Genomic DNA, 26,981 nt, shown 5'->3' on the forward strand with positions numbered 1-26,981 from the left:
GGGATTATCCCAAGCGACTCCCGCCCAGAGGCCCCGGTCATCCGTGCCCGTCGTCGAGACGGTGCCACGTTCCCCGGTGCCAGCATGGATAACCCGTGTACCTACGGGCAAAGATTGGGTAGAGTGGTGCATTGCAGACGCTCCTTATTCAGCGGATGCCACGCCCCGGATCGTTAGCGCGATGCCGGGGCATTCGTTTCGTCAACCGACCGGCTGACACCATGAAACGTATACGCCAACAGTTCCCCGACAGAGGTCTTTGCCGCTAGGGGTGGTAGTTCGGAGTTGACATCCATCCGCTTGGACGACGCGCATGTCAGGCTCCTGGTCGAGAGAATGCTCAAGTCTTCCGGCCGCCGGTTGGACCTCTCCACTCCGTTCGTTGACGCGGCTCTACCGGATGGCTCGCGGCTACACGTGGTGATCCCCGACATCACGCGCAAGCACTGGTCTGTGAACATCCGGAAGTTCATCGCCCGCGCGTCTCGGCTGGATCATCTCGTCGAATTGGGGTCGCTCAGCCGGCAGGCGGCTGACTTCCTCCACATGGCCGTTGGCGCCGGGCTCAATGTCCTGGTGTCCGGAGCCACACAGGCGGGAAAGACCACGTTGCTCAATTGCCTGGCTTCCGGCATTGGAAGCCGTGAGCGCGTCATCACAGTTGAGGAGATCTTCGAGTTGAAGATCCCGCTTCGGGACGTTGTGGCCATGCAATGCCGCCAGTCCAATCTTGAAGGACACGGGAAAATCGACATGCGCCGAATCGTCAAGGAGGCGCTGCGGATGCGCCCGGACCGCATCATCGTAGGAGAAGTCCGTGAAGCAGAGGCATTGGACATGCTGATTGCCATGAACGCTGGCCTGCCGGGCATGGCCAGCGTTCATGCGAATTCCGCCCGTGATGCCGTCACGAAGATCTGCACATTGCCATTGCTGGCCGGCGAGAACATCAACTCGAACTTCGTGCTTCCCACGGTCGCTTCGTGCATCGATCTGGTGGTGCACTGCGAACGCAACGGTGCAGGACAACGTGGTGTATCCGAAATCATCAAGCTTGGTCGCCGAGTTGAGAACGGAATCATTGAGTCATCGACTATCTTTCACCGTGTCAACGGTGAGCTGCAGATGGCGCCCTCCGCGGACTTGACCCATGAGAAGTTCGAACACGCAGGCGTTGACACCTCGACCCTGCTGGGTGCCGGACGATGAGCTTGGTGTACGGACTACTTCTGGGGCTGGGCAGTCTTCTGGTCTGGCAAGCCTGCTGGACCGAACCTGCAAAGCCGGCAAAGGTCCGGAAACGCCGGATCGAGACGCTGCTGCTCCACGCCGGTCTGGACAAGGTGAGCGTCGGCGGTTTCATATCGACGATGGTTATTTGCTTCCTGCTAGTTGCCGTCATCGTCTTCGTCGTAACGTTGTCACCCCTGATCGCTGTGATCTTCGGAACCTTCGGGGCAACTCTGCCGGTCTTGGTCGTCCGCTGGCGCGCCGCCAAGCGCGCGGCCGCGCTCCGCGAACAATGGCCCGACGTTGTGGACCATCTTCGATCCGCGATCAGAGCGGGGCTTTCGCTCCCGGAGGCGCTAATCCAATTGGGAACCCAGGGGCCGGAGCCACTGAGGCCCGCCTTCGTGGATTTCGGACTGGATTACCGCGCGACCTCGCGTTTTGACGAAGCCATAGAGCGGTTGAGGTATCGGTTGGCCGATCCTGTAGCTGACAAGATCATTGCCGCGCTGATGATCACCCGAGATGTCGGAGGATCCGATCTCGGGGAGATGCTGGGAACCCTGGGAGGATTCTTGCGTGACAGTGCGAGAACCCGTGGTGAACTCGAGGCCAGGCAGTCGTGGACCGTTAATGCCGCCCGCCTTGCAGTTGCCGCCCCATGGGTGATCCTGCTTCTTATGTCTACCCAGCCCCAAGCTGTCGAAGCATATTCGACATTGAGCGGGGCAGTTGTGCTCCTTGCCGGACTCTTGATCTCCTTCGTTTGCTACCGGATCATGCTGGGCATCGGGTCACTGCCCAGTGAAGAAAGGATCCTCAAGTGAGCTCCGGTATAGCTTGGGGGCTGGCCCTAGGACTGCTCCTGGGGGCTGGATTATGGTTAAGCTTCGTCAGGCTTCCCGCCCTGCGCCGCGTGACATTCGCCGACCGCATTGCCGGACAGCTCCGATCGGGTAGGGAACCCTCCGGAGCCAGTGCCGGGCAAGTGGCAGCCGAGTCTCCGTTGGGGCCGCTGGTTAAGATTATGTGGCCCGTCCTGAAGGATCTCGTGTCCATATTGAATCGATTCAATCCGGCCGGCGGGGGATTGCAGCAGCGATTGCAGCGCGCCGGTCTCAATTTGAGCATTACGGAGTTCCGAATATCGCAGTTAACCTACGCGGGTGTCGGCCTGCTGGTTGGAAGCATCTTCATCGCCGTTTCCGTAGCCGGTGGGACATTCAATGGGATTCTCTCGATTGTGGTCCTGATCATTTCTGCCTTGGCGGGGTACATCTTCCGAGAGTGGTATCTCACCGAGCAGGGAACGAAACGCAGCCGTCGTATTTTGGGACAGTTTCCGAGTATTGCTGAGCTCATAGCTTTGGCCGTCGCCGCAGGGGAGAGCACCGTTGGTGCCATTGAACGCGTATGCGACAGCTCTCAGGGGGACTTGCCGGATGAATTCAATGCGTTGCTAGCTGACATCCGGTCCGGAATACCTATGACCACTGCTTTTCATCACATGGCCAAACGGCTCGATTTGAATGCCATGACGAGATTTGTCGATGCAATCACTGTTGCGTCGGAGCGGGGGACGCCCTTGGCGGAGGTCATGAAGGCGCAAGCTCAGGACGTCCGAGACGCAGCAAAACGCGAACTCATGGAAACTGCTGGACGCAAGGAGATCAGCATGATGATTCCTGTTGTCTTCGGAATCCTTCCGCTAACCATTGTCTTTGCGGTCTATCCCGGCCTCTCACTCATCGACATGAACTTGTAGAGGCCAGAAGCAACTTGGTACACGAAACCGAAACCACCCAAGAGAGCAGGACACAATGAAGAACACATGGAACAGGGCTGCTGCCTTCGGAATGACGGCAACACTGATCTGTCTGTCAGGCGTCAATGGCCTGGGGCGGCGCATTCGTGAGGATGAACGGGGGGATGTCCCTGGCTGGGTTATGATCACGCTGATGTCGGCGGTGCTCGTTGCCGCATTGCTTGCCATCGCGGGCCCACGACTCAGCGAACTGTTCAACCAAGCTATCAACCGGGTCTCCGGGCTCGACTGACAACGGCACCGGCACTCCGATACTGATGCACATACGCGGGCAGACGTCTCATGGCCTCGGTCTCCATCCCACCGCGAGGCCACGGCGCGGGGAAAAGGGATCAGCGGTTGCCGAATTCGTGATGGTTTCGGCACTGCTGACAATGCTCTTCATATCCGTTCTGCAGTTGGCCTTGGTGCTGCATGTGCGTAACACCTTGATGGATGCTGCCGCCTCGGGGGCGCGTTTCGGGACGCTGGCCGACCGCTCACCTGCAGAGGGAGCCAGACGGACCCGAGAGCTCATTGCTGGCTCCCTGGGCAAAAGCCTCAAAGCGGACGTTGGCTACCAGGCAATCTCCATCGGTGGGCAACCTGGTTTGCGGGTTACGGTCAGCACCCCGTTCCCGCTCTTGGGATACTTTGCCGTCACCGGTCATCTGAACGTCAGCGGAGAGGCGGCAAGCTATGGCGGCTAGCAACAGCCGAAGCCGATTGTGCCATGCCTGGTCGCAGGTGTGCACCCGGGAGGAAGGCTCATCGATCGTCGAGTTCATCTTCCTTGGTGTCTTGTTGCTAGTTCCCGTGACGTACCTGATCATTAGTGCGTCGCAATTGCAGGCGGCTTCATTTGCCGCCGTTGGCGCGGCCGATCATGCAGCCAGGACGTTTGCTGCAGCTGACAGCGAGGTGGAGGGAGCGGCGCGGGCGCGAAATGCCGTCGACGTCGCCATCGGCAACCTCGACGTCGATGCGAACTCTGCAACGATGGAATACGCCTGTTCTCCGGCCTGCCTGGAGCCAGGCTCCACTGTATCGGTTGAGGTCATTATCCGCGTGCCACTGCCATTCTTGCCGGGCGGCGTGGACCTGGATTTCGGCAAGGCGTCATCGTCTTCGACCGTTCGCGTAGATCGGTTTGGCTGAGATGGCCCATCGCCGAACCCCTATCGCTGCGTCTCCGCATACCCGGCGGACCCGCCGCGGTGTCAGGCCCTTCCCCGACCGCCTCGACACGCCTGTAGAAGAGGGGCAATCGATGATCCTGATCATCGGATACGTGGTCATAGTTCTGCTGGCAGTTAGCGCGACATTGGCGGCTACGTTGGTCAATACCCAAGCACGCAAGCTCCTTAGCGTCGCTGACAGCGCGGTTACGGCCGCAGCCGATAGCTTCGAAGTGGAAAATGCCGGTGTAACCGACTCAATCCAGATCCACTTGAGCGACGCCGGTGTTGCTGCGGCAACTTCGAAGTATGTGGGTGATGTCGGGGCAGCCAGTCGATTCGACGGGTTTTCGGTCGCACGCGCCGGGGTCAGTAGCGATGGAACGACTGCCGTGGTCAGGCTTAGCGCCGTGGTCCGGCCCCCGATCATCGGCTGGTTCGTGCCTCGGGGTATCCCCATCAGCGTCGAGTCCAGCGCCCGGACCGGGCTCACGAGATGACGTAGGCTTGGGAGATCATGGCCTCTTCTGACTTCTCCGCGGAAATCCGCGACCTGCGCAACACATTCGCCTCCATCGAAGCCGTCACCGACGTCGATGCAATCAAGGCGGATATCGCCGAGCTCTCCGAAAAGGCGGGGGTGCCGGATCTGTGGGATGACCCCGCCTCGGCCCAGAGAATCACCTCCAAGCTGTCGCACCGGCAGACGGAGTTGGGACGCATTGAACGGCTGGATGCGCGAATCGACGATCTCGAGGTCCTCGTCGAGCTGGCCGGCGAGGAAGACGACGCCGAGACTTTGGCGGAAGCGGAAAAGGAACTGAAATCGCTGCGTAAGGCGCTTGGCGAGCTCGAGGTGGTCACGCTGTTGGCTGGGGAATACGACGAACGGGCCGCCGTTGTCACCATCCGCGCCGGGGCTGGCGGCGTCGACGCCGCCGACTTCGCCGACATGCTCATGCGCATGTATCTACGCTGGTCAGAACGCCACGGATACCCGACCGCCGTCATGGACACCTCGTACGCAGAAGAAGCCGGGATCAAATCCGCGACTTTCGAAGTCAACGCCCCATATGCCTTCGGCACGCTCTCCGTTGAGGCGGGGACGCATCGGCTGGTGCGTATCAGCCCATTCGACAACCAGGGGCGCCGTCAGACATCCTTCGCCGCCGTCGAGGTCATCCCCCTGATCGAACAGACCGACTCCGTCGAAATCCCCGAAAACGAGATCAAGGTGGACGTATTCCGGTCCTCGGGTCCGGGCGGCCAGTCCGTCAACACGACCGACTCCGCGGTCCGGATGACCCATATCCCCACGGGGATAGTGGTCTCCATGCAGAACGAGAAGTCGCAAATCCAGAACCGCGCTGCAGCGCTGCGCGTACTGCAGTCACGGCTCCTTCTGGTGCGTCAGGAAGAGGAGAATGCCGCGAAGAAAGCGCTCGCTGGCGATGTGAAGGCATCCTGGGGTGACCAGATGCGCTCCTATGTCCTGAACCCGTACCAGATGGTCAAGGACCTGCGCACCGAGCACGAGGTCGGTAACACCGGTGCCGTGTTCGATGGGGAGATCGACGACTTCATTGACGCAGGGATCCGCTGGCGTGCCAATGCACGCCACGAGGTGGCCGAGTAGCACTACCGTCCCAGACGGCCCCTGCCGACCGCTCCATGTACGCCCCCGCGTACCCATCAGGCGGGGCCCCTGACGGAACCGCCCCAGACGTGAAATGATCCGTGCAGGGACTACGGCGACGTCGCCGCCAACCAAGGCAGCCGTCCTCGCACCCCCTCGAAGGACATTCATCGCCAGACTGGGAGCGGACAACACATGAGCGGCAATTTGCAGGGACGCCACGCTATCGTCACCGGGGGTGCGAGCGGCATAGGCGCCGCTTGCGTCCAAGCCTTCGCAGAACGCGGGGCCACCGTGACGGTTGCAGATCTCAACGGCGAGGCGGCCGAAAAAGTCGCAGCTGGCGTCGGCGGGACGGCGTGGCAGATCGACCTCTCCGATACTGCGGCATTGGAGTCCCTCAGCCTAGAGGCGGATATCTTGGTGAACAATGCCGGAATCCAGCGCATTAATCCCGTCCACGAATTCGTGCCCGACGACTGGCGACTGATCCACCGGCTCATGCTTGAGGCGCCATTCCTGCTCATCCGCGCCGTGGTCCCGGGAATGTACAAACGCGGTTTTGGTCGGATCATCAACCTCTCCAGCATCCATGGACTGCGCGCTTCGGCCTATAAGAGCGCCTATGTCGCTGCGAAGCATGGACTTGAAGGCCTGTCCAAGGTCACCGCCTTGGAAGGCGGGGAACACGGCGTGACGAGCAACTGCATTGAACCCGCGTATGTCAGGACCCCCCTCGTCGAGAAGCAGATCGCCGACCAAGCAAAAATCCACGGGATTCCAGAGAGCGAGGTTGTCTCCAAGATCATGCTCACCGAGTCGGCGGTTAAGCGCCTCGTCGAGCCGGAGGAGGTTGCCTCGCTGGCCGCATGGCTGGCTTCGCCGGATGCGGGGATGGTGACAGGCGCCTCCTACACCGTTGACGGTGGTTGGAGCAGCCGCTAGCCAAGCCACCCTTCACGTGACGATGTGGGTTGCAGCGCGTGATGGCGATAGGTTGGAATGTAACGCCGGTCACGGCCCGCAAGGGCATGGTGCCGGCACGTCGTTCATCGGGCAAAGGAGGTCATTGAGTTGGCAATGGACAAGAGTGTTGCCTCGGCTGCTGAGGCCGTGGCTGATGTCGGGGATGGTTCCTCGATTGCCGTGGGTGGTTTCGGGCTCTCGGGTAATCCGATGGCATTGATCCAGGCCGTGTTGGAGCAGGGGGCAACGGATCTTTCGGTTGTTTCGAACAACTGTGGTGTCGACGGTTGGGGATTGGGTGTTTTGCTGGCCGCTGGGCGGATCCGGAAGATGACGTCTTCCTATGTGGGGGAGAACAAGGAATTCGCCCGCCGTTACCTCCACGGTGAGCTGGAGCTGGAATTGACTCCGCAGGGGACCCTGGCCGAGAAGCTGCGGGCCGGTGGTGCCGGGATCGCGGCGTTCTACACCCGGACCGGGGTCGGCACGCAGGTCGCAGAGGGCGGGTTGCCGCAGAAGTATGATGCCGAGGGCAACATCGTGCAGGGTTCGCAGCCCAAGGAGGTGCGCACTTTCGCCCCGGGTGGTGAGCCCGATGAATTCGTGTTGGAGGAATCGATCGTCACCGATTTCGCGCTGGTCCACGCTGCAAAGGGCGACAAGCACGGGAACCTGGTGTTCAACAAGGCGACCCGCCAGTTCGCCCCTCCGGCGGCGATGGCCGGGAAGGTCTGCATCGCCCAAGTCGAGGAGCTGGTGGAGCCCGGGCAGATCGATCCGGACGAGGTCCATCTGCCCGGCATCTACGTTCACCGGGTCCTGGAGGTCGGTAAGGACATCGAGAAGCCGATCGAGAAGCGCACGGTGCGTACGGCTGCTGCCGGTTCGACGACGAAGGAGGCCTGAAGACGATGGCGATGACACGTGAACAGATGGCGGCCCGTGCCGCGCAGGAGCTGGTCGACGGGGCGTACGTGAACCTGGGGATCGGGATGCCGACGCTGGTGCCGAACTACATTCCGCAGGGCCGGACGCTGGTGTTGCAGTCCGAGAACGGGATCCTCGGCGTTGGCCCCTATCCGGTGGAGGAGGATCTGGATCCGGATCTTATCAATGCCGGGAAGGAGACCGTGACGGTCAATCCCGGGGCGAGCTTCTTTGACTCGGCAACGAGTTTCGGGATGATCCGTGGAGGGAAGATCGATGCGGCGATCCTGGGCGCGATGCAGGTCTCCGCTACAGGGGACCTGGCGAACTGGATGATCCCGGGCAAGATGGTCAAGGGGCCCGGGGGCGCGATGGACCTGGTCCATGGTGCCCGCGAGGTCATCATCTTGATGGAACACACGGCCAAGGACGGGAGCGCAAAGATCGTCAACGAGTGTTCGCTTCCGTTGACGGGCAAGGCCGTGGTGAACCGGATCATCACCGATCTGGCCGTCATCGACGTCACCGATCACGGGCTGGTGCTCGTGGAGACCGCCCCGGGAGTGAGCATCGAGGAGGTCCGTGCGGCCACCGAACCCGAACTCGCCCTCGGCGGGGACCTCTCGAAGTAATAGGCCCCCCGGGGGCGACCCGGCAAGCAGGCAGCTTCGCTGCCGCCCCTGCCGGGCGGGAAAGTCCGGCGACCGTCCAGATGTCCACGTCGGCACGACGGCACCGACACGCGATGCCGCCTGCGCTGCTATGACTAGGGCTGCCGCTAGAGTGCTCAGTGCCGGTGCTGTACGTTCCCCCAGCAAAGCCCCGCATTTTTTCGGACACTGACCGGTGGTCCGGGTGGGCAGAACTGCCATGATCAGATTTGAGCACGTCACCAAGGTCTACGACCAGAAGTCTCGTCCGGCGCTGGACGACATCGATGTTGAGATCGACCGCGGCGACTTCGCGTTCCTCGTCGGGGCTTCCGGCTCCGGGAAGTCGACCTTCATTCGACTCGTGCTGCGCGAGGACCAGGCTTCACGCGGTTCGGTCCACGTTGCCGGACAAAACGTCGCCCGCATCCCCAGCTGGCGTGTCCCGCGCATGCGTCGCGGGATCGGAGTCGTCTTCCAGGACTTCCGACTTCTGCCCAACAAGGACGTTTTCTCCAACGTCGCCTTCGCCATGCAGGTGATCGGCAAGAGCCGGGCCTCCATTCGAAGCACCGTCCCCGAGGTCCTCAAGACGGTGGGTTTGCAGGGCAAGGAAAAGCGCATGCCGAACGAGCTTTCCGGCGGTGAACAGCAGCGTGTGGCCATCGCCCGTGCCATCGTGAACCAACCGGGCATCCTGCTCGCCGATGAACCCACCGGTAACCTCGACCCCGCCACCAGTGTGGGCATCATGAACATCCTGGACAAGATCAACCAAAACGGCACGACAGTGGTCATGGCCACCCATGACGACGACATCGTCAATTCCATGCGGCGTCGGGTGATAGAACTCGACGAAGGCAAGCTCGTCCGTGACGAGCGCGCAGGCGAATACACCGCCATGATCCCCATCATCAACCGGGATGGCTCGCGTGAACTTCGAACCGCCAATCCTCAGGACCAGGCAATCGCACCCTTCGACTCAGAGGAGGACGAGGCATGAGACTGGCATTCATTCTCGGCGAAATCGGCTCCGGTCTTCGTCGCAACCTTTCCATGGTCGTTTCCGTCGTCCTCGTTACGTTCATTTCATTGACCTTTGTCGGCGCCGCCGCCTTGACGCAGATGCAGATCACCCAGATGAAGGGCTTCTGGTACGACAAGGTCGAGGTGGCCATCTTCCTGTGCGGGGAGGACTACGGTTCGCAGACCTGCGCCGATGGCGCCGTGACGGACTCCCAACGCTCTGCCATCAAGGACATGCTGGATTCCGCGGCGGTCAAGCCGTACGTGGACGGCTATGAGTACGAGTCGCAGGACCAAGCGCTGCAGCACTTCCGCGAACAGTTCAAGAATTCGCCGATTGTCGACACCGTCACCGCCGACCAGCTGCCGGAGTCATTCCGCGTGAAGATGGTCGACCCGGAGAAGTACGACGTCATCAACGAGCTCTTTTCATCGATGAAGGGCGTCGACACGGTCATCGACCAACGCGATCTCCTGGAGAAGGTCTTCTCCATCATGAACATCGCGTCCCTGGTTGCCGTCGGGATCGCCGTGGTCATGATCTTCTGTGCCGTTTTGCTGGTAGCCACCACGATCCGGCTCTCCGCCTTCAGTCGGCGTCGCGAAACCGGAATCATGCGTCTGGTGGGAGCATCCAAGCTGGTGATCCAACTGCCCTTCGTGCTGGAGGGCGTCATCGCCGCGCTCATCGGCGCGGTTTTGGCGTCCGGTACGCTGTGGGCGGTGGTGCGGTACCTCATTCAAGACAAGCTCGCCATGGAATATCCGGATACCGCCTTCATCGCCACCAGTGAAGTTTTGCTGGTTGCTCCGGGCCTGCTTGCGCTGGGTGTCGTCCTCGCTGGTGTATCGTCGGTCCTGACCTTAAGGCGCTACCTGAAGGTTTAGGTTGTTCGGCGCCCGTATTCCCCTCGCGTATCCGAAGCGGTGAACTGCTGTTCCAGTGAAAGGACGGACCTCCTGTGGTGGACCGTAACAGACGGACTCTGTCCCAAGCCGTGATCAGTGGTGCCCTCGTGAGCTTGCTGTCGCTTTCATTGGTCGCGCCCATGGCGCACGCCGACAACCTGGACGACAAAAAGGAAAAGGTCGAGAAGCAGCTGGACTCGCTGGAATCGGATCTCGAATTCCTTAATGCGGACATCCAGAAGGTCGCCGACAAGCTGAAGAACTACCAAGATCGCCTGCCTGCTGCCCAGGAGAGGCTGGCGTCTGCGCGGGCCAGCGTCCAAACAGCAACCGACCAGGTCAACGAACTCACAGCCCGCGTAGAAGCGGCGCAGTCGTCGAAGGACCAGATCAGCAGCCAAATGGTCAAGGATGCAGAGTCCATGGCCGACACCCGCAAGGTCATCGGTCAGATCGCCACGCAAGCCTACAAACGCGGAGGGGTCTCCAGCAATCTGAGCCTACTGCTCAATGCGTCCTCAGAGGGGAACCTCGCGGACAGCATGGGAATGGCCGATCAGGCCCTCCGCAGCCAAAATGCCGTGCTCAGCGATCTGAACCAGCAGCACGCCACCAACGCCAATGCCCAGGCCAGGATGGCCGCTGTGGAGTCGGAAATCAGTGATCTCAAGAGCCAAGCCGAGACGGCGTTGGCCCGGGAACAGTCGGCGCGTGATGAGGCCGAGGCCTCCAAGCGCCACGTAGACCAACTCATTGATGGCGCGGAAGCGGCCAGCAGCGAGCTCAACGCCAAGCGCCCGCAGATCAAGGAACAGATCCACAAGCAGCAGGCTGAACACGATCAGGTCGTCGCCGAGATCAAGGAACGCCAAGAGCGCTTGATCCGCGAGGCAGCCGAACGCAAACGCAAGGAAGAGGCGGCCCGAAAGGCAGCCGAGGCGCGAGCGGCCAAGGCGCAAGCTGCTGCCGAAGCAGCAGCCCGAGCCAATGCCGCGGACGCTGCGGCTAAGCGCGCTGCGGCGGATGCGGCTGAGCGTTCGGCCGCATCCGCGAGAAGGAAAAGCGAGAGCGCCGGGAACAGCGGCGGATCATCGTCAACCAGCAGCTGGGGGCTATCGATCCCGGTCAACGGCGGGCACATCACTTCCACCTTCGGGTGGCGACCGACCCCTGCCGGGACCATCGACTATGGCGGAATGGGCGGCTACGTCCACGCGGGCCTGGACTGGGGATTCGGCGGCCAGTGTGGCGCCCCCGTCCATGCCGCAGCCGGAGGCGAAGTCTGGTACGCCAGCATGTCTGCTACTTCTGGCAACAAGGTGCAGATCAGCCACGGTGTTGTGAACGGGCACGCCCTCCTGACCGGGTATCACCACCTGAGCAGCTACGTGGTCCGCGCGGGGCAGCAGGTCTCCAAGGGGCAGCTCATTGGATACGTAGGCACCACGGGCAACTCGACCGGGTGCCATCTTCACTTCGAGACCATCCTCGATGGAAAAGTTGTCAATCCTGCCGGTCTGCTCTGACCGAATCGGCGCTCGGTGGCCTGGTGGACGGTGGTTCGCTGACCTCTTCCGCTGACGACCCCGGATGGGACCGACTTGAAGTCGACGGCGATGGCGTACGATTATTGTCCTGATCTTCCACCCACAATTCCCGGCGTAAGTATGTACAAGAGGAGGTTGCCATGGGCAAGGATACCGAGCGCAAGGTCGTCGCGACCAACCGCAAGGCGCACCACGACTTCCATATCTTCGATACGTTTGAGGCTGGAATGGTGCTCAGCGGCACTGAGGTGAAGTCCCTTCGCGAGGGCAAGGCATCACTGGTCGACGGCTTCGGCCAGTTCTACAACGACGAGTTGTTCATCGAGGCGCTCTACATCCCGGAGTACCTCAACGGCTCTTGGACCAACCACGCGGCCCGCCGTCGACGCAAGCTTTTACTGCACCGCGAGGAACTGAGCAAGATCACCCGGAAAATTCAGGATCCCGGCTTCACCATAGTCCCGCTGCAACTCTATTTCCGGGATGGCCGGGCCAAGCTGGAGATCAGCGTGGCCAAGGGCAAAAAGGAATTCGACAAGCGCCAGACGCTTCGCGAGAAGCAGGATAACCGGGAAGCGCTGCGTGCGATGCGTGAGAGAAACCGGCGAACGTCCTGATATGCAAAGCCGCCGGGGGAATGAATCCGGGATGGGTTGGGTTATAGTTAATGTCTCGCAGGTTAGCCTGCGGGGTTGAGCGGGTATCCCGCGATTTGAGAAGTAAATACGGGGATGATCGGTTTCGACGATGTGAGTCGCGACAGGAGAAGCGGGCCGAGGACGCAAGGTTATCTCGTAAACGCTCTTTGCAAAACACAAGTGCCAACTCTAAGCGCACTGACTTCGCTCTCGCTGCCTAAGCAGCCAGACAGTCCGTCAGCCAGGGATTGCTATCGGCCCTGATACTGGCGTCATTTAGATAGCCACTGTTCAACATCTTGGTCACTGGGGTGTTGGACATATTTTCGGTGACTGTGCTCAGGGTATCCCGAAAGGGTCCAGCCGCATGTTTGTGAGACGGCTGCTGGAGCAGAGAAAACCCACAGCAAACTGCGCCCGGAGAAGTCCTGGCAACGCCACATCGGACGGGGGTTCAATTCCCCCCATCTCCACTATGTAATGTCTCGGGACATCGGTAGAACGATGTTCCGAGACATTAGTCTTTAACCAGTCGCCAGTGCTGCTGGCGGATTTCATTCTTCTGGCCTCCAAGTGGCCTCCTGCCGCGGTCCAGAACCATCCGCGGGTTATAGGCAGGAATGTGTGTATGGCCCGGGTGTGTCACGGTCTGCTTCTACCGCCCCAGCCGTGCTGGACGCCGTTGCCGTCTTCCCAACTGAATTCCTTGTCGTAGAGCGCCGGCCCGTCGGGTTCTTCCTTGATTTTTCGTTGCTTGCGTGGAGGGTCCCAGTGTTCCTGGCGCACGAGTGTCCATGGCTCCCTGGGGAATTCAGTCAGTGAATCCAATAGCCAGTTCACCGCGGTGCGGGCGTGCGCGTCAGGCATCCCGCGATGGGCGCGGAGCAATTCCTTGATGGCCTTGTTCGGACCGCCCTCCAAGGGCGAAGTAGTCCGGTGGATCTTCGCTCCACTGGCAGGCTGCAAATCGGTCTCCAGCCAGATGAACAGGTTCTCGTGTTTGATCAACGACCGGTAGAAGCCTCGAGCCCGGCGTAGCCGCTGATGGGTGTACCACCAGAGACGACTGGCAGGAACAGCGGAGGGCCGTTCAGCACCGGTACGGGCTTCGGTGCGGTGCTTGAGGAAAGCGTCCCATTTGGCCTCCCACTGCGAATAGGCGCTGATCCAGGCCGCAGCCTGCTCCTGGCTGGAGACCTTCATCAACGCCTTGGTCAGGGCCATGAGCTCCCGACCAGCGGGCAGCCTGGGGGCGAAAGTCAGGTGGCGGCGTACGGCCTGGAAGATGTGGAAATAGCACCGCTGCACGCGCGTATCCGGCCAGTAATGGCGCAATGCTGCATGCAGACCGGTCCCGCCATCGACAACGGCCACCGTCGGGGCCGGGACCCGTTCCATCAGGGCCTGCCATGAGGCTTTCTTCTCCTGGTCGCACCACTGCCAGTCCACGACATGGGAGCCGGTGAAGGCGATGAGCACGCACCAGCCGTTGAAGTACGTCCCGTCGAGCATGACCTGCTCGTGGACCTGACCCGTTGGCGCTGGCGGGGGAACCTCGACCCGCCAGCACCATCCAACCAACGCCCGGAAGGTCCTGCCGGTCCCACCACGGGAGGCCTGCGACGTGACACCGAGCAGCCAGTCCACGAAGCCAGCCAGCTGTGCTCGTCGGCTGACGTCCAGGCGCGACTGCGTGCTCGAAGCCCCGCACTGTTTGCATCGCCATCGGGTACGTCCGGCCGAGGTTTTCCCGTTCTTGACGAGCTTGGAATCGCATACACCACAACGCGGTTGGTTCGAGGCAAGAGGCACCCCACATGCTCCCAAAGCATGTGTATCCCGGCCTCACCCTACGCACGACAGGGAAGCAAGCCTCTCACGTACACACATTCCTGCCTATAACCCCCATCCGCAGGCTTTGGCTATCCGTGATCTGCTGTTTGCCTTTCGGATGCGGCAGTCGGCGCTGACGGCCCTGCGCCGCTGCGATTCCGGGTGAGGGCCGCTGGCGAACGTATCAACGAACAGTTTGCTTCAGGCCGCGAATGATGGCCTGGCGCTTGGACCAGGGGTACATGGGGAACGATGTCCCAGGGCATGGGTGAACGATGTGTTTAGTCCACTCAACCCATCTCCACTATTCGACGGCCCCGGGATCCACGCGATTCCGGGGCCGTCGACGTGCCGCCCGGAGTTGCCGTGTTGCGCATAGAATGGGAGTTGTCCCCTTGGGTCGCTGCCCCGGGATCAATACAGACGATATGGGCATTTCCTCGCGCCGTCCGCCGGAAATGGGAGAGGCAGACGCATGCAAGACAAGCAGCAGAACGCTGAGGAGGCTTCGGTGGACCAACCGGTCGAGCCGCTGGCCCCGGTCCGCTCCTCGGGGGTGATCGCGTTTGTCCTCGAGGTCGCCCTGTTGTGTTCGGCGGCGCTGTGGGCCATCCAGGTCCTACCTTGGGCACCAGCCCTGTCGGTGACCGTGGTCCTGGTCCCGCTGTTGGTGTTCTGGGGGCTTTTCCTGGCTCCGCAGGCCAAACTGCGGTTTGGGTGGCCCGTCTTACCGCTCGTGTCCCATGTTCTTTTCCTGCTGGGGGTGGCCGCTCTCTATGCCTCAGGCCATCCGTGGTTCGGCGGGATCATGCTGGTCCTGACACTGGCGAGCGTGGCCATGACCTGGTTCAAACGCGGCCAGCTCGCCGCTGATGCCGCCCGTCTGCCCCGTGAACGCCAGCGTCCGGCCGGGCGCCGGGCGGCCAGGTAGCCCCTAGCCGTTCTCCCATGGTGACGCATGGCGACCAGCAAACGGCAAGCCGGTGGAATCGCCTTCGAGGGGGCCACCGGCGCGGTGCGTGCCGGGCATGTCCTCCGTCCCCGCCGACGACCGGTCGGCTTCGGAACCACGGGTGCCTACCGGCTCTGTAGTTCCAGGGGCGCCGTTGAGCATGGCCAACGTGGCGTCGTGCAGTCGTGAGTTGGTGGCCAGTGCGTTTCCGCCGAGGCAGCCGTCCTCGCCGTCCAACGAGGTGAATCGCCCGCCCGCCTCGGTGATAATCGGCACCAGGGCCGCCATGTCGTAGAGGTTCAGTTCCGGTTCGCAGGCGATGTCAACTGCTCCTTCGGCGAGCAGGCAGTAGGACCAGAAGTCGCCGTAGGCACGGGTCCGCCATACGGCGTCGTGCAGATCCAGCATGGCGTCCAGCTGGCCGCGTTCGCGCCATCCGCCCAGGCTTGAATATGACAAAGAGGCATCGGCCAGGTCACTGATGCCGGAGACCTGTAGGCGGGTCGCCGAGGCCAGCGACTTGCCTGTGTAGGATCCGGTGCCTTCCGCTCCCCACCAGCGGCGCCCGAGCGCCGGAGCAGAGACCAGCCCGACGACGGAGCGGCCCTCATCCATCAGCGAGATCAGCGTGGCCCATACGGGGACCCCGCGGACGAAGTTTTTGGTTCCGTCGATGGGGTCGATGACCCAGCGTCGCGATCCATGTCCAGTGCTGCCGAATTCCTCGCCCAACACGGCGTCGCGCGGCCGAGAACGGGCCAGCTGGCTGCGAATTGCTTCCTCGGCGGACCTGTCGGCATCGGTCACCGGCGTCAGGTCCGGTTTGGTGTCCACCTGCAGGTCCTGCGCCTTGAAGCGGGACATGGTCAGGGAATCGACGGAATCCGCGATGGCGTGCGCCAGCCGGAGGTCGTCGTTGTAGCTCATTACGTCGCGGGTCATACCTTTAAACCTACCGCAGGACGGTCTCCGGACCGTGGTCCTAGACGGAACCCAATTCCTTGTTCTCGGCTTTGGCTTCCGCACCGAACAGCCGGCGCAACGAGGCCAGCCTGGCCACGCCGGAGGAGTCGGCATCGGGCCGACGAACCCACGCGTCCAGTGCGCATCCGGGGGAGTCGGCCGTGTGTCGGCAGCCGCGGGGACAATCGACGGAGCCTTCCACCAGGTCCGGAAATGATGCCAGGATGTTCCCCGGAACGACCAAGGCGAGCCCAAAAGACCGTATGCCGGGCGTGTCGATGATCCAAGTCCCCGCCGGGGCGTCCTCGACACGGAGGGCCAGCGCGGAGGACGAGGTATGGCGGCCGCGACCGGTCACTGCGTTAACACCGCCTGTGGCGCGCTGGGCGCCCGTCAGCGCGTTGACGAGCGTGGACTTGCCGACCCCCGAGTGGCCCAGGACCACCGAGACGCATCCGGCCAAGAGGCCGCGCAGTTCCAGGATGGCACCCTCCTCAAGTCGTGCCGAGGCGCCGTCCGCCGATCGGGCGTCGATTCCCGATGCCTCGGCGCCGATGCTCTTGCTCGTCAGGACATGCATGTCCAGATGCCTGTAGTTCTCCAGGAGGGATGCTGGATCGCGGATGTCCGTTTTCGTCACGCAGAGGATCGGTTCGATGCCCGCGTCGTAGGCAGCGGCCAGGGCGCGGTCGATGAAGCCGATCCGGGGCTCGGGGTTGGCTGCCGCGACGACGATGACCAGCTGGTCGGCATTGGCGACCACCACGCGTTCGACCGGGTCGGTGTCGTCGGCACTGCGGCGCAGCAGCGTCCGGCGTTCCTCGATCCGCACCAGGCGTGCCAACGTGTCCGGGGCGCCACTCGTATTGCCCACGAGGGCGACGAAGTCCCCGGGCACCACCGGAGAACGCCGCAACTCGCGTGCGCGTGCGGCGACGACGATCCGCTCGTTGGCGGTGTCCTCGTCCAGGATGGCCGTATATCGGCCCCGATCCACGGTGACGATGCGGCCGATGACGGCATCGTCATGGGAAGGCCTGTCCTTGGTCCGCGGACGCGAACCCTTCTTGTTCGGACGGATCCTGACGTCGGATTCGTCCCAGCTGCGAGCGTCGCGGCCCATGGTCACTTGCCTCCGGTGGCGGCCAGGTCCTGCCATAAGTGCGGGAAGTCCGGCATGGTCTTCGAGGTGGTGGCGATGTCCTCGACGCTTACCTCGTCCACTGCCAGGCCGATGACGGCACCGGCAGTGGCCATGCGGTGATCCTCGTAGCTGTGGAACACCCCGCCGTGGGCAACGGCACGCCGGATCACCAGTCCGTCGGGTGTTTCTTCGGCCAAACCGCCAAGGGCGTTGATCTCCGTGACCAGCGCGGCCAGCCTGTTGGTCTCGTGACCGCGCAAGTGGGCTATGCCGGTGAGGCGGGTCTCATCGTCGGATAGGGCAGCCAGAGCCGCCACCGTGGGAGCCAGTTCGGAGGCATCAGCCAGATCAATCCCGCGCACCGGGCCGGTGCCGGTCACGGTTAGGACGCCGGAATCGCACGAAGTCGTAGCACCCATCCGCGTGAGGATCTCCGGCCAGCGGGCACCCACCTGCGTGGTCTGCACCGGCCAGTCGGGGATGCGGACGGTGCCCCCAGCGGCCAGGGCCGCAGCGACGAAGGGCCCGGCGTTGGACAGGTCTCGTTCGACGAGCACGTCGAAGGACCGTACCGTCCCGGGGGAGACCTTCCAGTGGCCCGGTGTCGAATCATCGACCTGCACTCCGACCTGCCGCAACGCTTCCACGGTCATCCGGATGTGGTCAAGGCTCGGCACGGCCTCCCCGGCATGTTCAAGATGCAGGCCCTCGTCGAAGAACGCCCCGACCAGAAGCAGCGCGGAAACAAATTGTGATGAGCCGCTGGCATCGACCACCAGATGGCCCCCGCGGACGTTGCCGGTGGCGTGGACGGTGAAGGGAAGCGTCCCACGGTTCTCGTCGTCGACCTCCAGTCCCAGGTCCTTCAGGGCGGTGACCACCGGGGCCATGGGCCGCTCGCGCGCCGCCGGATCGCCGTCGAAGTGCACGGTCGCCGGCAGCAGCGCAGCCAACGGTGGGACAAACCGCATGACGGTGCCGGCCAACCCACAGTCGACCACCACCGAGTCCCGAGCTGCACTGCGGTCCAGCGGAGTGACCCGAAGATCTTGGCCCTCGCCGTCCTCCGACGCCAGTTCCTCGATGTCTGCGCCGAGCGCGCGCAAGGCCTCGATCATCAGGTCGGCATCACGCGAGCGCAGCGGCTTGCGCAGCCGGCACGGCCCATCCGCCAGCGCGGCCAGTAACAGGTAGCGGTTGGTCAGGGACTTCGACGCCGGGACGTGAACGGTGGCATCGAGCGGGCCTCGCGCCCGGGGGGCTGGCCAAGGGGACAGGTGGGCGGGGGCTGCGGAGAGATTGCTGCTCATGCTGGTCGGGGGGCTAGTGCCCGATCACGTCCTCAGCGACCTTGCGTGCGTCCTGTGCTCCGCCACGGACCGACTTGGCCAGCTCCTTGTTGGACTTGATGAGCTGCTTGCGTGCGTCGTTGCCCAGATGGCGGGCTCGCCAGGCCAGGGACGGGGCGCCCGCAGTGTCGACGGATGCGAGCAGGACGCCTCCGGCAAGGGAGATGTTCTTGACGCGGCTCGAGGTGAGCAGCCGGGAATCGCCTGCGTTGTCGTTGAATCCGGTTACGGCCGAGGAGCCGACGAGGAGCAGAGCGGAGAAGCGCGGAAACTTGCCCAGGGCCAGCATCAGGCCGGAAATGACCTGCGCTGCACCGATGCAACGGGCCGCGAGGGCGGGCTTTGCAGCGATGGGCTCGAGCTGGGGGAACACGGAGGCAGCACGGCGCAGGTTTGGGCGGAGCCGTTCCCCGCTCTCCTCAGGCTTGCGGACGCGGTCGAGGCCGGTCAGCACGAAGCTGGAGGCCAGCAGTGGGCGGGCGATCAGGCGAACCAGGGACATCGATTCCTCCAAGGAGTCGGGAGTGCTTTCACATGCTCGTCCTAGTCTCGCACTTTTTCCTACCCATCGGTGCTTGAGGTGCATCAGGGCGGGAATAGTGACGTAGTCGGGGCTGTTGTGCCTACAGACGACGGGTGATGTCACCATCGGTCCCGACAAGAGCAAACCAGACGGTTCAGGAGGAAGCGCCAACGATGCCGGTCATGACACGTGCTGACCACGCGGTACATGCCGCGGACAGGACCCACGGCCCCGGTCTAGACTGGGCGGTGATGAGCACTTCACAGCATGGGGTCGAGCAGGCCCCCGAGGACGCCGAATCCGAGGCACAACGCCGCGAGCGGTTCGAACGCGACGCCCTGCAGTATGTCGACCAACTCTATTCGGCGGCTATGCGCATGGCACGGAACCCCTCCGATGCGGAGGACTTGGTGCAGGAGGCCTATACCAAGGCCTATTCGGCTTTCCACCAGTACAAGCCGGGTACCAATTTGAAAGCTTGGCTGTACCGGATTCTCACGAATACCTACATCAACCTCTACCGTAAACGCCAGCGCGAGCCGCTGCGCTCGAGCACCGACACGGTCGAGGACTGGCAAATGGCTCAGGCGGCCGAGCATACGCCGACCGGGCTCCGCTCGGCGGAGGCCGAGGCCTTGGACCATTTGCCCGACTCCGACGTGAAAGAGGCGTTGCAGGCGATTCCCGAGGAATTCCGCCTCGCCGTCTACTTCACCGATGTGGAGGGCTATGCGTACAAGGAAGTCGCCGAGATCCTCGGTATCCCGATCGGGACCGTGATGTCGCGGTTGCACCGTGGACGCAAGCAACTCAGGGAACTGCTCGCCGATTACGCCGCCACCCGCGGACTCGGAAAAGCGAAGAAGACCACAGGCCGCCCGGCGGCGGCCGGACAAGGGAGGAAATGATGGGTGACTGCCAATCAATGGGTGATTGCAGCGACGAGCGGATCGCCCGTCTGTATGAATACCTGGACGGCGCGCTGTCCGTGGATGATCTCAAGGATGTCCGCGAACACCTCGAGCATTGCGACGACTGCACCAAGGAATACGATCTGGAGTGCATCATCCGCTCGGTGGTCAAGCGAAGCTGCCAGGAGACGGCTCCTGACACGTTGAAGACCCGGATCATGACGCGCATCAGCGAAATCCGCGTCGAGGTCGGCCACGGCTGATCCGTTGGCCCTCCAGTGAACCGGGCGTTACCGGGACACAAAGGAGCCCACATCCGTGAGGATGTGGGCTCTTCGCGGTTCCACCTGATTTAGGTGTTGGGGCGCTTGCCGTGGTTTGCGCCGCCGTTCTTGCGACTGCGGCGCTTGCGTGCTCGCTTGCTCATGGCTGCCTCCTCATCTGCTCGGTAATTGGGCTGCCCTCTATCTTGTCACATCCGGGCGCCCCGCAACGACGCTCCACGCGTCCTTTCGGATGGTCGTTTAGCGCAGCACGGCCCGGATCGACGACTTCGCCTGTTCAAGCACCACCTTGATCGTCGCGTAGGCCGCTTCATCAATACCTGTCCCTGCAGTGGCCTTGCGCAGGTCGGCCCGCAACTGCAAGCGGAAGTCGTCTACTTGGTGTTCGAGTTCGTGGAGGGAGCGGCGGGGGATCGCTCCTCCTGAGCTCATGGGCGGCTCGCGGCCTGGGGCCGTCTTCCGGGGTCCTTCTGTGGGTTCGGCGGCAGGTGGCCGTCGCGTGCTCCGTTTTCCGGCCGCATACCGCTCCGCGGTCGCCGCGAGCTCTGCGCGGACCGACCGCATGTTGTCTCGGATCTCCGCGCTCAGGGAGTCGGCCAGACGCGTCACGGTTGCAGAAATATCGGCGTCGATGTCATGCAGTTCCCTGTTCCGTTCCTCCAGCTCCCGGTGACCGTCGGTGGTGAGCCCATAGAGGTTGCGCCTGCCCTCCTGACGCGTCGTGACCAGTCCCTCCTCCTCCAGCTTCGCCAGCCGTGGATAGACGCTGCCGGCGCTGGGCGAATAGGTCCCGCCAAACCTGTCGGTCAGTGCCTGGATGATGTCGTAGCCGTGCTTGGGTCCCTCTTCGAGTAGGTGCAGCAGATACAGGCGCATGGCGCCGTGGGCGAAGACCGGAGGCATCAGTGCGTCGCCTCTTCCGGTGCCGTTCGTGCCGGCGACGTCGAGGGCGCGTTGAAGATCGCCACCCGACCGGAAACGCCGTCTGTCCGGATCGATGCGCGCGGGGTTGCCGGCCCGTCGCTGATATGGACCTTCTTGGCGAGGCCTTGGAAGTTCTGCTCGTTCAAATGGATGCTCCCCGTCACGGTTTGCGCCTCCAGGTCCACGCCTACCGCGTGGGGGAGCCGGATCCGGACACCCCCGGACACCGTATCTACGTGTACGGTCCCCGGGTCAACGAGCAGGTCCAGGGCCAGTTCTCCGGTCACCGTGCTGGCGGTGACGTCCCGCAGGGCACCGCTGGCGGTGACGTCGCCGCTGACGGAGCTCGAGCTCAGCGTTCCGGTGTGGTTGCGCACGATCGCCTCGCCGCTGACGGTCTCGATGCCGAGGACGCCGGTCGTGCCGTCGACCAGAAGCGATCCTGCCACGGTTCCCGCATGCACATCGGCGCGGATCCCCGCGACCAGGCAGTCGCCGACCACGTTGCTGGCCCTGACCTCCACCGAGGCCCGCACCATGATGGTGACCACGCAGCGGTCCCTGACCTTGGACCAGGAGAAGTTTCCGCTATCGAGTAGGCGTTCGATGAAGCCGCGCGCCGTCGTCCGGTGCTTCAAGAAGAGTCTGCCGCCCGCGAACTCGATGCGGATGGGGGAGCCCGATAGCTCAGTGACCTCGATCCGCGTGAAGTCCTCCTCGTGCACCAATACGTCCAGACGCCCCGCGGTGCATTCCGCGCCGAGCTCCGCCACCCCATCGATGTCGATGGTTTGCGGGGATTCGATGGTCCATTCGCCGTCGTTCATGGTCTCTCCAAGTCCGATCCAATTCGCGATATAACGCGATGAGAAACACGATATATCGTGTTTGCGTTTCGGGCAAGGGTGACGAGGGTTAAATGAACGAAGGCGGGGATCCCGTGCTGGGATCCCCGCCGTCGTGGCGGTGAATTCGGCTCAGGCGCCGGTGGGCTCGGCCAGATCGAGCCAGCGGTACCAGCCGCGATGTAGGACGAGCCAGGCGATGAGTCCGTGTCCGGCCTGGCCGGGAAGCCCGCCATTGGCTGCCAGGTCATTGCGCCACTGCTCGTGGTTCTGCAGCGGGCCGAACGTGTCGACGAACGCGTGGTGGCGTCGTGAGGCCACATCGGCGTAGGCGGCGGAGAGCTCGCCGAGGCGCGCGTTGCGCTCGTTGTCCAGCGACGGCGTGGGGCCGACGACGAGGGCCTTGATGCTCATCTGCGAGGCCGCGTCCATGATGTTCGCGAGGTTCAGGCGGCTGCGGGCCGTCGACAACCCGAGGTCGAGGTCGTGGTCGGAAAGCGCGACGACGAGGCGGTTGTCGCAGCCATCGCCGAAACGTCGTGTTGCCTCCTGCAGCCACCGCTCGGCCAGTGCCTCGGTGCCCTCGTCGGGGGAGGCCAGCGAGTAGCTCTCGAGACGGAAGTCGTCGCCTGTGGTGCGGGCCAGGACCCGGCCGAACCAGCCGAGGGCACGGGGGTCGCCATGGCCGGCGAGGACCTCATTGCCGACGGCGGCGATGCGGATGATGCGTTGTTCCACGAAAGACCTTTCTGCGCGGTACGCCCACTCTAACAGCGGGCCTGCTACGCCGAAGGGCGGGACACGAGGTCCCGCCCTTCGGCTCATGCGTTGTTGCTGCTACTGGTCGAAGGCGTGCTTCAGGAGCTCCGCCAGCTCGACTTCGTGCCGCTTGTGCGAGCCGGTCGAAGTGGCCGCCGACGCCGAACGCGACACCAGTTCCACCGGGCGGTCCAATTCGGGTGCCAGGTTCAGGCCCATGAACGGCCACGGGCCCTGGTTGGCGGGCTCGTCTTGGGTCCAGTACAGCTTGGCCTTCGGATACTTCGCCAGTTCGGCCTGGATCGCCTCGAGGGGCAGCGGGTAAAGCTGCTCCACGCGGATGATCGCGGTCTTCTCATCGCCGGCCTTCTTACGGGCTGCCTCGAGGTCGTAGTACAGGCGACCGGAAACCATGAGCACGCGCTCGACGCCCGGGCCCTCCAGCCTCATCGTGTCGCCAATGACCTCCTGGAAGTGCCCCTGGGTGAAATCCTCGACCGAGCAGGCCGCGGCCTTCAGGCGCAGCAGCTGCTTCGGGGTGAAGATGATCAGCGGCTTGCGCGGACGGGCGTAGGCCTGGCGGCGCAGCAGGTGGAAGTGGTTGGCGCCGTTGGACGGGTTCGCCACCACCAGGTTCTCCTCGGCGCACATCTGCAGGAACCGCTCGATGCGTGCGGAGGAGTGGTCCGGCCCCTGGCCCTCGTAGCCGTGCGGCAGCATGAGAACGAGCGAGGACCGCTGTCCCCACTTCTGCTCGGCGGAGGAGATGAACTCGTCGATGATCGTCTGGGCACCGTTGACGAAGTCGCCGAACTGGGCCTCCCACAACACCAGTGCGTCCGGCCGCTCGACGGAGTAGCCGTACTCGAAGCCCATGGCCGCGTATTCGCTGAGCAGCGAATCGTAGATCCACAGCTTCGCCTGGTCCTCGGAGAGATTGCGCAGCGGCATCCACTCGTCGCCGTTCTTGCGGTCGTGGAACACCGAGTGGCGCTGCACGAAGGTGCCACGGCGGGAGTCCTGGCCGGAAAGCCGGACCGGCACCCCTTCCATCGACAGCGAGCCGAAGGCAGCGATCTCCGCGAAGCCCCAGTCGATGCCGCCCTCGCGGGACATGGCCTCGCGGCGCTCGAGTAGCGCCTTGAGCTTCGGGTGGATGGTGAAGCCCTCGGGGATGTCGGTATGCGCCGCACCCACACGGGCAAGCATGTCAGCGCTGACTGAGGTTTCCTTCGGACGGTTGGCCCCGGCGTCGTCCACCTGGGAGGCCGGCAGTTCCAGGTCGTTGACCTTGGTCTCGTCGGAGGAAACCACCGGGATGGGCGAGGTCTGGGCCGCGTGCGTCTCGGCGAAGACCCGCTCCAGCCGTCCCTGGTAGTCGCGCAGCGCCTGGTCGGCCTCGTCCTGGGTGATGTCGTTGCGGCCGACCAGCGCCTCGGTGTAGAGCTTGCGGGTCGAGCGCTTGGCCTCGATGAGGTTGTACATCATCGGCTGCGTCATCGAGGGATCGTCGCCCTCGTTGTGCCCGCGGCGGCGGTAGCAGACGAGGTCGATGACGACGTCCTTGCGGAACTCCTGGCGGTACTTGAACGCCAGCTGGGCCACACGGACGACGGCTTCGGGGTCATCGCCGTTCACATGGAAGACGGGTGCCTGGATGATCTTGGCCGCGTCCGTCGAATACACGGAGGACCTCGATGCCGTCGGCGAGGTGGTGAAGCCGACCTGGTTGTTGACCACCACGTGGATGGAGCCGCCGGTGCGGTATCCGCGCAGCTGCGAGAGGTTCAGGGTCTCGGCGACCACACCCTGCCCGGCAAACGCGGCATCGCCGTGCACCAGGATCGGCAGGACGCTGAAGCCGCCGGACTCCGTGCCCAGATCCAGGCGGTCCTGCTTGGCGCGGACGATGCCCTCGAGGACCGGGTCCACCGCCTCGAGGTGCGACGGGTTGGCCGCCAGGTAGACCCGCGTCTCGTTGCCGCTGTCCGAGGTGAACTTGCCCTCGGTGCCCAGATGGTACTTCACATCACCGGAGCCCTGGACGCTGCGCGGATCCTGCGTTCCCTCGAATTCGCGGAAGACCTGCGCATAGGTTTTGCCGGCGATGTTCGTCAGGACGTTCAGGCGTCCACGGTGGGCCATGCCGATGGCCACCTCGTCGAGGCCCTGGTCAGCGGCGTCGGAGATGATGCCGTCAAGCAGCGGGATCAGCGATTCGCCGCCCTCCAGGGAGAAGCGCTTCTGGCCGACGAACTTGGTCTGCAGGAAGGTCTCGAATGCCTCGGCGGCGTTCAGCCGGCCGAGGATGCGGAACTGCTCCTCGCGGCTGGGCTTCTCGTACTCATGCTCCATCTCGTCCTGGAACCACTGGCGTTCCTCGGGGTTCTGGATGTGCATGTACTCGATGCCCGTGGTGCGGCAGTAGGAATCGCGCAGGACGCCGAGGATCTTGCGCAGCGTCAGGCGCGAGGCGCCGCCGAAGCCGCCCGTGACCCATTCGCGCTCCAGATCCCAGAGCGTCAGGCCGTAGGTGCGGATGTCCAGGTCGGGGTGGCGGCGCTGGACGTACTCGAGCGGGTTGATGTCCGCCATCAGGTGCCCACGCACGCGGTACGCGTGGATGAGCTGCTGGATGCGGGCGATCTTGTTGACCTGGAGCTCGACGTCGACCTGGTTGTCCACGACCCAGCGCACGGGCTCGTAGGGGATGCGCAGCGCCTCGAAGATCTCGTCGTAGAAACCCTGCTCGCCGAGCAGCAGCGACTCGACCAGGCGCAGGAACTCGCCGGAACCGGCGCCCTGGATGACCCGGTGGTCGTAGGTGGAGGTCAGGGTGATGACCTTGCCGATGCCCTGCATCGCCACGGTCTTCTCGCTGGCACCGCGGAACTCGGCCGGGTACTCGAGGGCGCCGACGCCGACGATGGTGGCCTGGCCCTTGGACAGGCGCGGGACCGAGTGGACGGTGCCGATGCCGCCCGGGTTGGTCAGCGACGTCGTGGTGCCTGCGTAGTCGTCGGCGGTCAGCTTGTTGTTGCGGGCCCGCTTGATCAGTTCCTCGTAGGCCGTCCAGAACTCCGAGAAGTTCAGCGTCTCGGCCTTCTTGATGTTGGGCACGGCGAGCATGCGTGAACCATCGGGCTTCGGGATGTCGATGGCGATGCCGAAGTTCACGTGGGCCGGCTGCACGGCGGTGGGCTTGCCGTCGACCTCGCGGTAGGTGACGTTCTGCGAGGGGAACAGCTTCAGGGCGCGCACCACGGCGAAGCCGATCAGGTGCGTGAAGGAGACCTTGCCGCCGCGGGAGCGGGCCAGGTGGCTGTTGATGACGATGCGGTTGTCGATCAGCGCCTTGGCCGGAACGGCGCGCACGGTCGTGGCCGTCGGGACGGTCAGCGACTGCTCCATGTTCGTCGCGATGGCCTTGGCCGGACCGCGCAGGGGCTTGGAGACGTCTTCTTCGGTCGGGTCCGCGCCGCCGTTCGACTTCGGCAGCTCGGCGGGAATCGGGGAGGTCTTCGGTGCCGGGTCGGCCGGTTTGGCCTTCTCGGTCTCGGGGGTGTCCTTGGGCGTGTCGCCCGCGGTGGTGGCGGTGTCGGCCTTCTGCTCCGGCTCCTTGGCCGCGGGGGCTTCGTTGACCCGGGCCTCGGTGGCCGCGCGGGGGCTGGGCCCGGATCCGTTGCCGGAGGACGCCGCTGAAGAGTCCGCGGCGGCAGGGCGTCCCGAGGGATCAAAGGAATCGAAGATGCTCCACCACTTCTTGTCCACGGAGTTCTTGTCCCGCAGATACTGCTGGTACAGCTCCTCGACGAGCCACTCGTTCCCGCCGAACTCCTCGGTCAGCCGGTGGTGTGGTTGATCTGGCACGATGACGCCTCTTCTTCCCTGGTTGCCTCGCCGCTGGGTCCCGATCGTGTCCGGGGTGGTGCGACGACCTAGTCCTAGACCTCCGGCCAGTCTAGTGACTTTGGGTGCAGCGT

General features: G+C 63.6%; 27 protein-coding genes, 1 other RNA gene and 1 pseudogene. 19 read left to right on the forward strand and 10 right to left on the reverse strand.

The features are described from left to right. Window positions 1-240: 240 nt before the first annotated feature. The 16 genes and pseudogenes from AC1MEQ_RS17320 to ssrA all read left to right on the forward strand — a co-directional run. Window positions 241-1,209, forward strand: a pseudogene (locus tag AC1MEQ_RS17320) (TadA family conjugal transfer-associated ATPase); the annotation flags it as partial. Beyond that, window positions 1,206-2,057, forward strand: a complete 852-nt coding sequence (locus tag AC1MEQ_RS17325) for a type II secretion system F family protein (RefSeq protein WP_479792491.1) — start codon at window positions 1,206-1,208, stop codon at window positions 2,055-2,057. The pseudogene AC1MEQ_RS17320 and the gene AC1MEQ_RS17325, both read left to right, overlap by 4 nt. A 224-nt stretch (window positions 2,058-2,281) precedes the next feature. After that, window positions 2,282-2,995: a type II secretion system F family protein gene (locus AC1MEQ_RS17330; protein WP_479792493.1), complete on the forward strand. Its 714-nt coding sequence runs from the start codon at window positions 2,282-2,284 to the stop codon at window positions 2,993-2,995. A 91-nt stretch (window positions 2,996-3,086) separates the two neighbouring features. Continuing rightward, on the forward strand, window positions 3,087-3,287 hold the full coding sequence (locus AC1MEQ_RS17335; RefSeq protein ID WP_479796172.1) for a hypothetical protein: 201 nt from the start codon (window positions 3,087-3,089) through the stop codon (window positions 3,285-3,287). A gap of 142 nt (window positions 3,288-3,429) precedes the next feature. Then, the gene (locus AC1MEQ_RS17340; RefSeq protein WP_479792495.1) at window positions 3,430-3,744 is read left to right on the forward strand and encodes a pilus assembly protein; all 315 of its coding nucleotides are present in this window, start codon (window positions 3,430-3,432) and stop codon (window positions 3,742-3,744) included. Further along, window positions 3,734-4,192, forward strand: coding sequence for a hypothetical protein (locus tag AC1MEQ_RS17345; RefSeq protein WP_479792497.1), 459 nt, complete (start codon window positions 3,734-3,736; stop codon window positions 4,190-4,192). The genes AC1MEQ_RS17340 and AC1MEQ_RS17345 overlap by 11 nt, the downstream gene beginning before the upstream one ends. 112 nt (window positions 4,193-4,304) lie before the next feature. Next, window positions 4,305-4,712, forward strand: coding sequence for a hypothetical protein (locus AC1MEQ_RS17350; protein ID WP_479792499.1), 408 nt, complete (start codon window positions 4,305-4,307; stop codon window positions 4,710-4,712). Window positions 4,713-4,729: 17 nt separating this feature from the next. Beyond that, the gene (gene prfB / locus AC1MEQ_RS17355) at window positions 4,730-5,848 is read left to right on the forward strand and encodes a peptide chain release factor 2 (protein ID WP_479792501.1); all 1,119 of its coding nucleotides are present in this window, start codon (window positions 4,730-4,732) and stop codon (window positions 5,846-5,848) included. Between the two features lie 195 nt (window positions 5,849-6,043). After that, entirely contained in the window at window positions 6,044-6,793 is a 750-nt protein-coding gene (locus AC1MEQ_RS17360; protein WP_479792505.1) for a 3-hydroxybutyrate dehydrogenase, read from the forward strand. Window positions 6,794-6,928: 135 nt separating this feature from the next. After that, on the forward strand, window positions 6,929-7,720 hold the full coding sequence (locus tag AC1MEQ_RS17365) for a CoA transferase subunit A (RefSeq protein WP_479792507.1): 792 nt from the start codon (window positions 6,929-6,931) through the stop codon (window positions 7,718-7,720). A gap of 5 nt (window positions 7,721-7,725) precedes the next feature. After that, window positions 7,726-8,373: a CoA transferase subunit B gene (locus tag AC1MEQ_RS17370; protein ID WP_479792508.1), complete on the forward strand. Its 648-nt coding sequence runs from the start codon at window positions 7,726-7,728 to the stop codon at window positions 8,371-8,373. A gap of 238 nt (window positions 8,374-8,611) precedes the next feature. Further along, the gene (ftsE, locus tag AC1MEQ_RS17375) at window positions 8,612-9,394 is read left to right on the forward strand and encodes a cell division ATP-binding protein FtsE (protein WP_479792510.1); all 783 of its coding nucleotides are present in this window, start codon (window positions 8,612-8,614) and stop codon (window positions 9,392-9,394) included. Continuing rightward, on the forward strand, window positions 9,391-10,305 hold the full coding sequence (gene ftsX / locus AC1MEQ_RS17380; RefSeq protein WP_479792511.1) for a permease-like cell division protein FtsX: 915 nt from the start codon (window positions 9,391-9,393) through the stop codon (window positions 10,303-10,305). The genes ftsE and ftsX overlap by 4 nt, the downstream gene beginning before the upstream one ends. Before the next feature lie 128 nt (window positions 10,306-10,433). Next, the gene (locus AC1MEQ_RS17385; RefSeq protein WP_479792512.1) at window positions 10,434-11,852 is read left to right on the forward strand and encodes a peptidoglycan DD-metalloendopeptidase family protein; all 1,419 of its coding nucleotides are present in this window, start codon (window positions 10,434-10,436) and stop codon (window positions 11,850-11,852) included. Between the two features lie 161 nt (window positions 11,853-12,013). Next, on the forward strand, window positions 12,014-12,490 hold the full coding sequence (gene smpB / locus AC1MEQ_RS17390; protein WP_479792514.1) for an SsrA-binding protein SmpB: 477 nt from the start codon (window positions 12,014-12,016) through the stop codon (window positions 12,488-12,490). A gap of 110 nt (window positions 12,491-12,600) precedes the next feature. Continuing rightward, window positions 12,601-12,987: a transfer-messenger RNA gene (ssrA, locus tag AC1MEQ_RS17395) on the forward strand. Between the two features lie 166 nt (window positions 12,988-13,153). Here the strand turns inward: ssrA and AC1MEQ_RS17400 are convergent. Beyond that, entirely contained in the window at window positions 13,154-14,323 is a 1,170-nt protein-coding gene (locus AC1MEQ_RS17400; protein ID WP_479792515.1) for an IS1249 family transposase, read from the reverse strand. Between the two features lie 496 nt (window positions 14,324-14,819). On the opposite strand from AC1MEQ_RS17400, the gene AC1MEQ_RS17405 reads away from it, so the two are divergent. Further along, window positions 14,820-15,275: a YrdB family protein gene (locus AC1MEQ_RS17405; protein WP_479792517.1), complete on the forward strand. Its 456-nt coding sequence runs from the start codon at window positions 14,820-14,822 to the stop codon at window positions 15,273-15,275. A 3-nt stretch (window positions 15,276-15,278) separates the two neighbouring features. Here AC1MEQ_RS17405 and hisN read toward each other — a convergent pair whose 3' ends face one another. The 4 genes from hisN to AC1MEQ_RS17425 are packed head-to-tail and all read right to left on the reverse strand — an operon-like array spanning window position 15,279 to window position 19,254. Further along, complete coding sequence (gene hisN / locus AC1MEQ_RS17410) at window positions 15,279-16,238, reverse strand: histidinol-phosphatase (RefSeq protein ID WP_479792519.1); 960 nt, start codon at window positions 16,236-16,238, stop codon at window positions 15,279-15,281. Between the two features lie 40 nt (window positions 16,239-16,278). Beyond that, on the reverse strand, window positions 16,279-17,382 hold the full coding sequence (rsgA, locus tag AC1MEQ_RS17415; RefSeq protein WP_479792521.1) for a ribosome small subunit-dependent GTPase A: 1,104 nt from the start codon (window positions 17,380-17,382) through the stop codon (window positions 16,279-16,281). A gap of 2 nt (window positions 17,383-17,384) precedes the next feature. Next, entirely contained in the window at window positions 17,385-18,713 is a 1,329-nt protein-coding gene (gene aroA / locus AC1MEQ_RS17420) for a 3-phosphoshikimate 1-carboxyvinyltransferase (RefSeq protein ID WP_479792523.1), read from the reverse strand. A gap of 13 nt (window positions 18,714-18,726) precedes the next feature. After that, the gene (locus AC1MEQ_RS17425; RefSeq protein WP_479792524.1) at window positions 18,727-19,254 is read right to left on the reverse strand and encodes a DoxX family protein; all 528 of its coding nucleotides are present in this window, start codon (window positions 19,252-19,254) and stop codon (window positions 18,727-18,729) included. A 272-nt stretch (window positions 19,255-19,526) separates the two neighbouring features. Here AC1MEQ_RS17425 and AC1MEQ_RS17430 point away from each other — a divergent pair, with 272 nt between their 5' ends. Next, on the forward strand, window positions 19,527-20,183 hold the full coding sequence (locus AC1MEQ_RS17430) for a sigma-70 family RNA polymerase sigma factor (RefSeq protein WP_479792526.1): 657 nt from the start codon (window positions 19,527-19,529) through the stop codon (window positions 20,181-20,183). Then, window positions 20,183-20,449 carry a mycothiol system anti-sigma-R factor gene (rsrA, locus tag AC1MEQ_RS17435; protein ID WP_479792528.1) on the forward strand — a complete coding sequence of 89 codons (267 nt, stop codon included), beginning with the start codon at window positions 20,183-20,185 and terminating at the stop codon, window positions 20,447-20,449. Before AC1MEQ_RS17430 ends, rsrA begins: the two co-directional genes overlap by 1 nt. Window positions 20,450-20,538: 89 nt before the next feature. Here rsrA and AC1MEQ_RS17440 read toward each other — a convergent pair whose 3' ends face one another. From AC1MEQ_RS17440 to AC1MEQ_RS17460, 5 genes are all read right to left on the reverse strand, one after another. Continuing rightward, on the reverse strand, window positions 20,539-20,613 hold the full coding sequence (locus AC1MEQ_RS17440; protein WP_372710594.1) for a 50S ribosomal protein bL37: 75 nt from the start codon (window positions 20,611-20,613) through the stop codon (window positions 20,539-20,541). 97 nt (window positions 20,614-20,710) lie between these two features. Next, entirely contained in the window at window positions 20,711-21,373 is a 663-nt protein-coding gene (locus AC1MEQ_RS17445) for a PadR family transcriptional regulator (RefSeq protein ID WP_479792530.1), read from the reverse strand. Beyond that, window positions 21,373-22,221: a DUF4097 family beta strand repeat-containing protein gene (locus tag AC1MEQ_RS17450; RefSeq protein WP_479792531.1), complete on the reverse strand. Its 849-nt coding sequence runs from the start codon at window positions 22,219-22,221 to the stop codon at window positions 21,373-21,375. Before AC1MEQ_RS17450 ends, AC1MEQ_RS17445 begins: the two co-directional genes overlap by 1 nt. A 150-nt stretch (window positions 22,222-22,371) precedes the next feature. Beyond that, entirely contained in the window at window positions 22,372-22,977 is a 606-nt protein-coding gene (locus tag AC1MEQ_RS17455) for a GDSL-type esterase/lipase family protein (protein ID WP_479792532.1), read from the reverse strand. Window positions 22,978-23,076: 99 nt separating this feature from the next. Beyond that, the gene (locus tag AC1MEQ_RS17460; protein WP_479792534.1) at window positions 23,077-26,868 is read right to left on the reverse strand and encodes a multifunctional oxoglutarate decarboxylase/oxoglutarate dehydrogenase thiamine pyrophosphate-binding subunit/dihydrolipoyllysine-residue succinyltransferase subunit; all 3,792 of its coding nucleotides are present in this window, start codon (window positions 26,866-26,868) and stop codon (window positions 23,077-23,079) included. Window positions 26,869-26,981: the final 113 nt, after the last annotated feature.

This window comes from Arthrobacter sp. ASL1, assembly GCF_056680475.1.

What these genes read in the sequence shown, in the direction of transcription:
- AC1MEQ_RS17405 (WP_479792517.1), top strand. Translation starts at nt 14,820, where the DNA reads ATGCAAGACAAGCAGCAGAACGCTGAGGAGGCTTCGGTGGACCAACCG.
- AC1MEQ_RS17365 (WP_479792507.1), top strand. Translation starts at nt 6,929, where the DNA reads ATGGACAAGAGTGTTGCCTCGGCTGCTGAGGCCGTGGCTGATGTCGGG.
- AC1MEQ_RS17370 (WP_479792508.1), top strand. Translation starts at nt 7,726, where the DNA reads ATGGCGATGACACGTGAACAGATGGCGGCCCGTGCCGCGCAGGAGCTG.
- ftsX (WP_479792511.1), top strand. Translation starts at nt 9,391, where the DNA reads ATGAGACTGGCATTCATTCTCGGCGAAATCGGCTCCGGTCTTCGTCGC.
- prfB (WP_479792501.1), top strand. Translation starts at nt 4,730, where the DNA reads ATGGCCTCTTCTGACTTCTCCGCGGAAATCCGCGACCTGCGCAACACA.
- AC1MEQ_RS17445 (WP_479792530.1), bottom strand. Translation starts at nt 21,373, where the DNA reads ATGCCTCCGGTCTTCGCCCACGGCGCCATGCGCCTGTATCTGCTGCAC.
- smpB (WP_479792514.1), top strand. Translation starts at nt 12,014, where the DNA reads ATGGGCAAGGATACCGAGCGCAAGGTCGTCGCGACCAACCGCAAGGCG.
- aroA (WP_479792523.1), bottom strand. Translation starts at nt 18,713, where the DNA reads ATGAGCAGCAATCTCTCCGCAGCCCCCGCCCACCTGTCCCCTTGGCCA.
- AC1MEQ_RS17360 (WP_479792505.1), top strand. Translation starts at nt 6,044, where the DNA reads ATGAGCGGCAATTTGCAGGGACGCCACGCTATCGTCACCGGGGGTGCG.
- AC1MEQ_RS17350 (WP_479792499.1), top strand. Translation starts at nt 4,305, where the DNA reads ATGATCCTGATCATCGGATACGTGGTCATAGTTCTGCTGGCAGTTAGC.
- AC1MEQ_RS17335 (WP_479796172.1), top strand. Translation starts at nt 3,087, where the DNA reads ATGACGGCAACACTGATCTGTCTGTCAGGCGTCAATGGCCTGGGGCGG.
- rsrA (WP_479792528.1), top strand. Translation starts at nt 20,183, where the DNA reads ATGGGTGACTGCCAATCAATGGGTGATTGCAGCGACGAGCGGATCGCC.
- AC1MEQ_RS17340 (WP_479792495.1), top strand. Translation starts at nt 3,430, where the DNA reads ATGCTCTTCATATCCGTTCTGCAGTTGGCCTTGGTGCTGCATGTGCGT.
- ftsE (WP_479792510.1), top strand. Translation starts at nt 8,612, where the DNA reads ATGATCAGATTTGAGCACGTCACCAAGGTCTACGACCAGAAGTCTCGT.
- AC1MEQ_RS17430 (WP_479792526.1), top strand. Translation starts at nt 19,527, where the DNA reads ATGAGCACTTCACAGCATGGGGTCGAGCAGGCCCCCGAGGACGCCGAA.
- rsgA (WP_479792521.1), bottom strand. Translation starts at nt 17,382, where the DNA reads ATGGGCCGCGACGCTCGCAGCTGGGACGAATCCGACGTCAGGATCCGT.
- hisN (WP_479792519.1), bottom strand. Translation starts at nt 16,238, where the DNA reads ATGACCCGCGACGTAATGAGCTACAACGACGACCTCCGGCTGGCGCAC.
- AC1MEQ_RS17345 (WP_479792497.1), top strand. Translation starts at nt 3,734, where the DNA reads ATGGCGGCTAGCAACAGCCGAAGCCGATTGTGCCATGCCTGGTCGCAG.
- AC1MEQ_RS17325 (WP_479792491.1), top strand. Translation starts at nt 1,206, where the DNA reads ATGAGCTTGGTGTACGGACTACTTCTGGGGCTGGGCAGTCTTCTGGTC.
- AC1MEQ_RS17450 (WP_479792531.1), bottom strand. Translation starts at nt 22,221, where the DNA reads ATGAACGACGGCGAATGGACCATCGAATCCCCGCAAACCATCGACATC.
- AC1MEQ_RS17425 (WP_479792524.1), bottom strand. Translation starts at nt 19,254, where the DNA reads ATGTCCCTGGTTCGCCTGATCGCCCGCCCACTGCTGGCCTCCAGCTTC.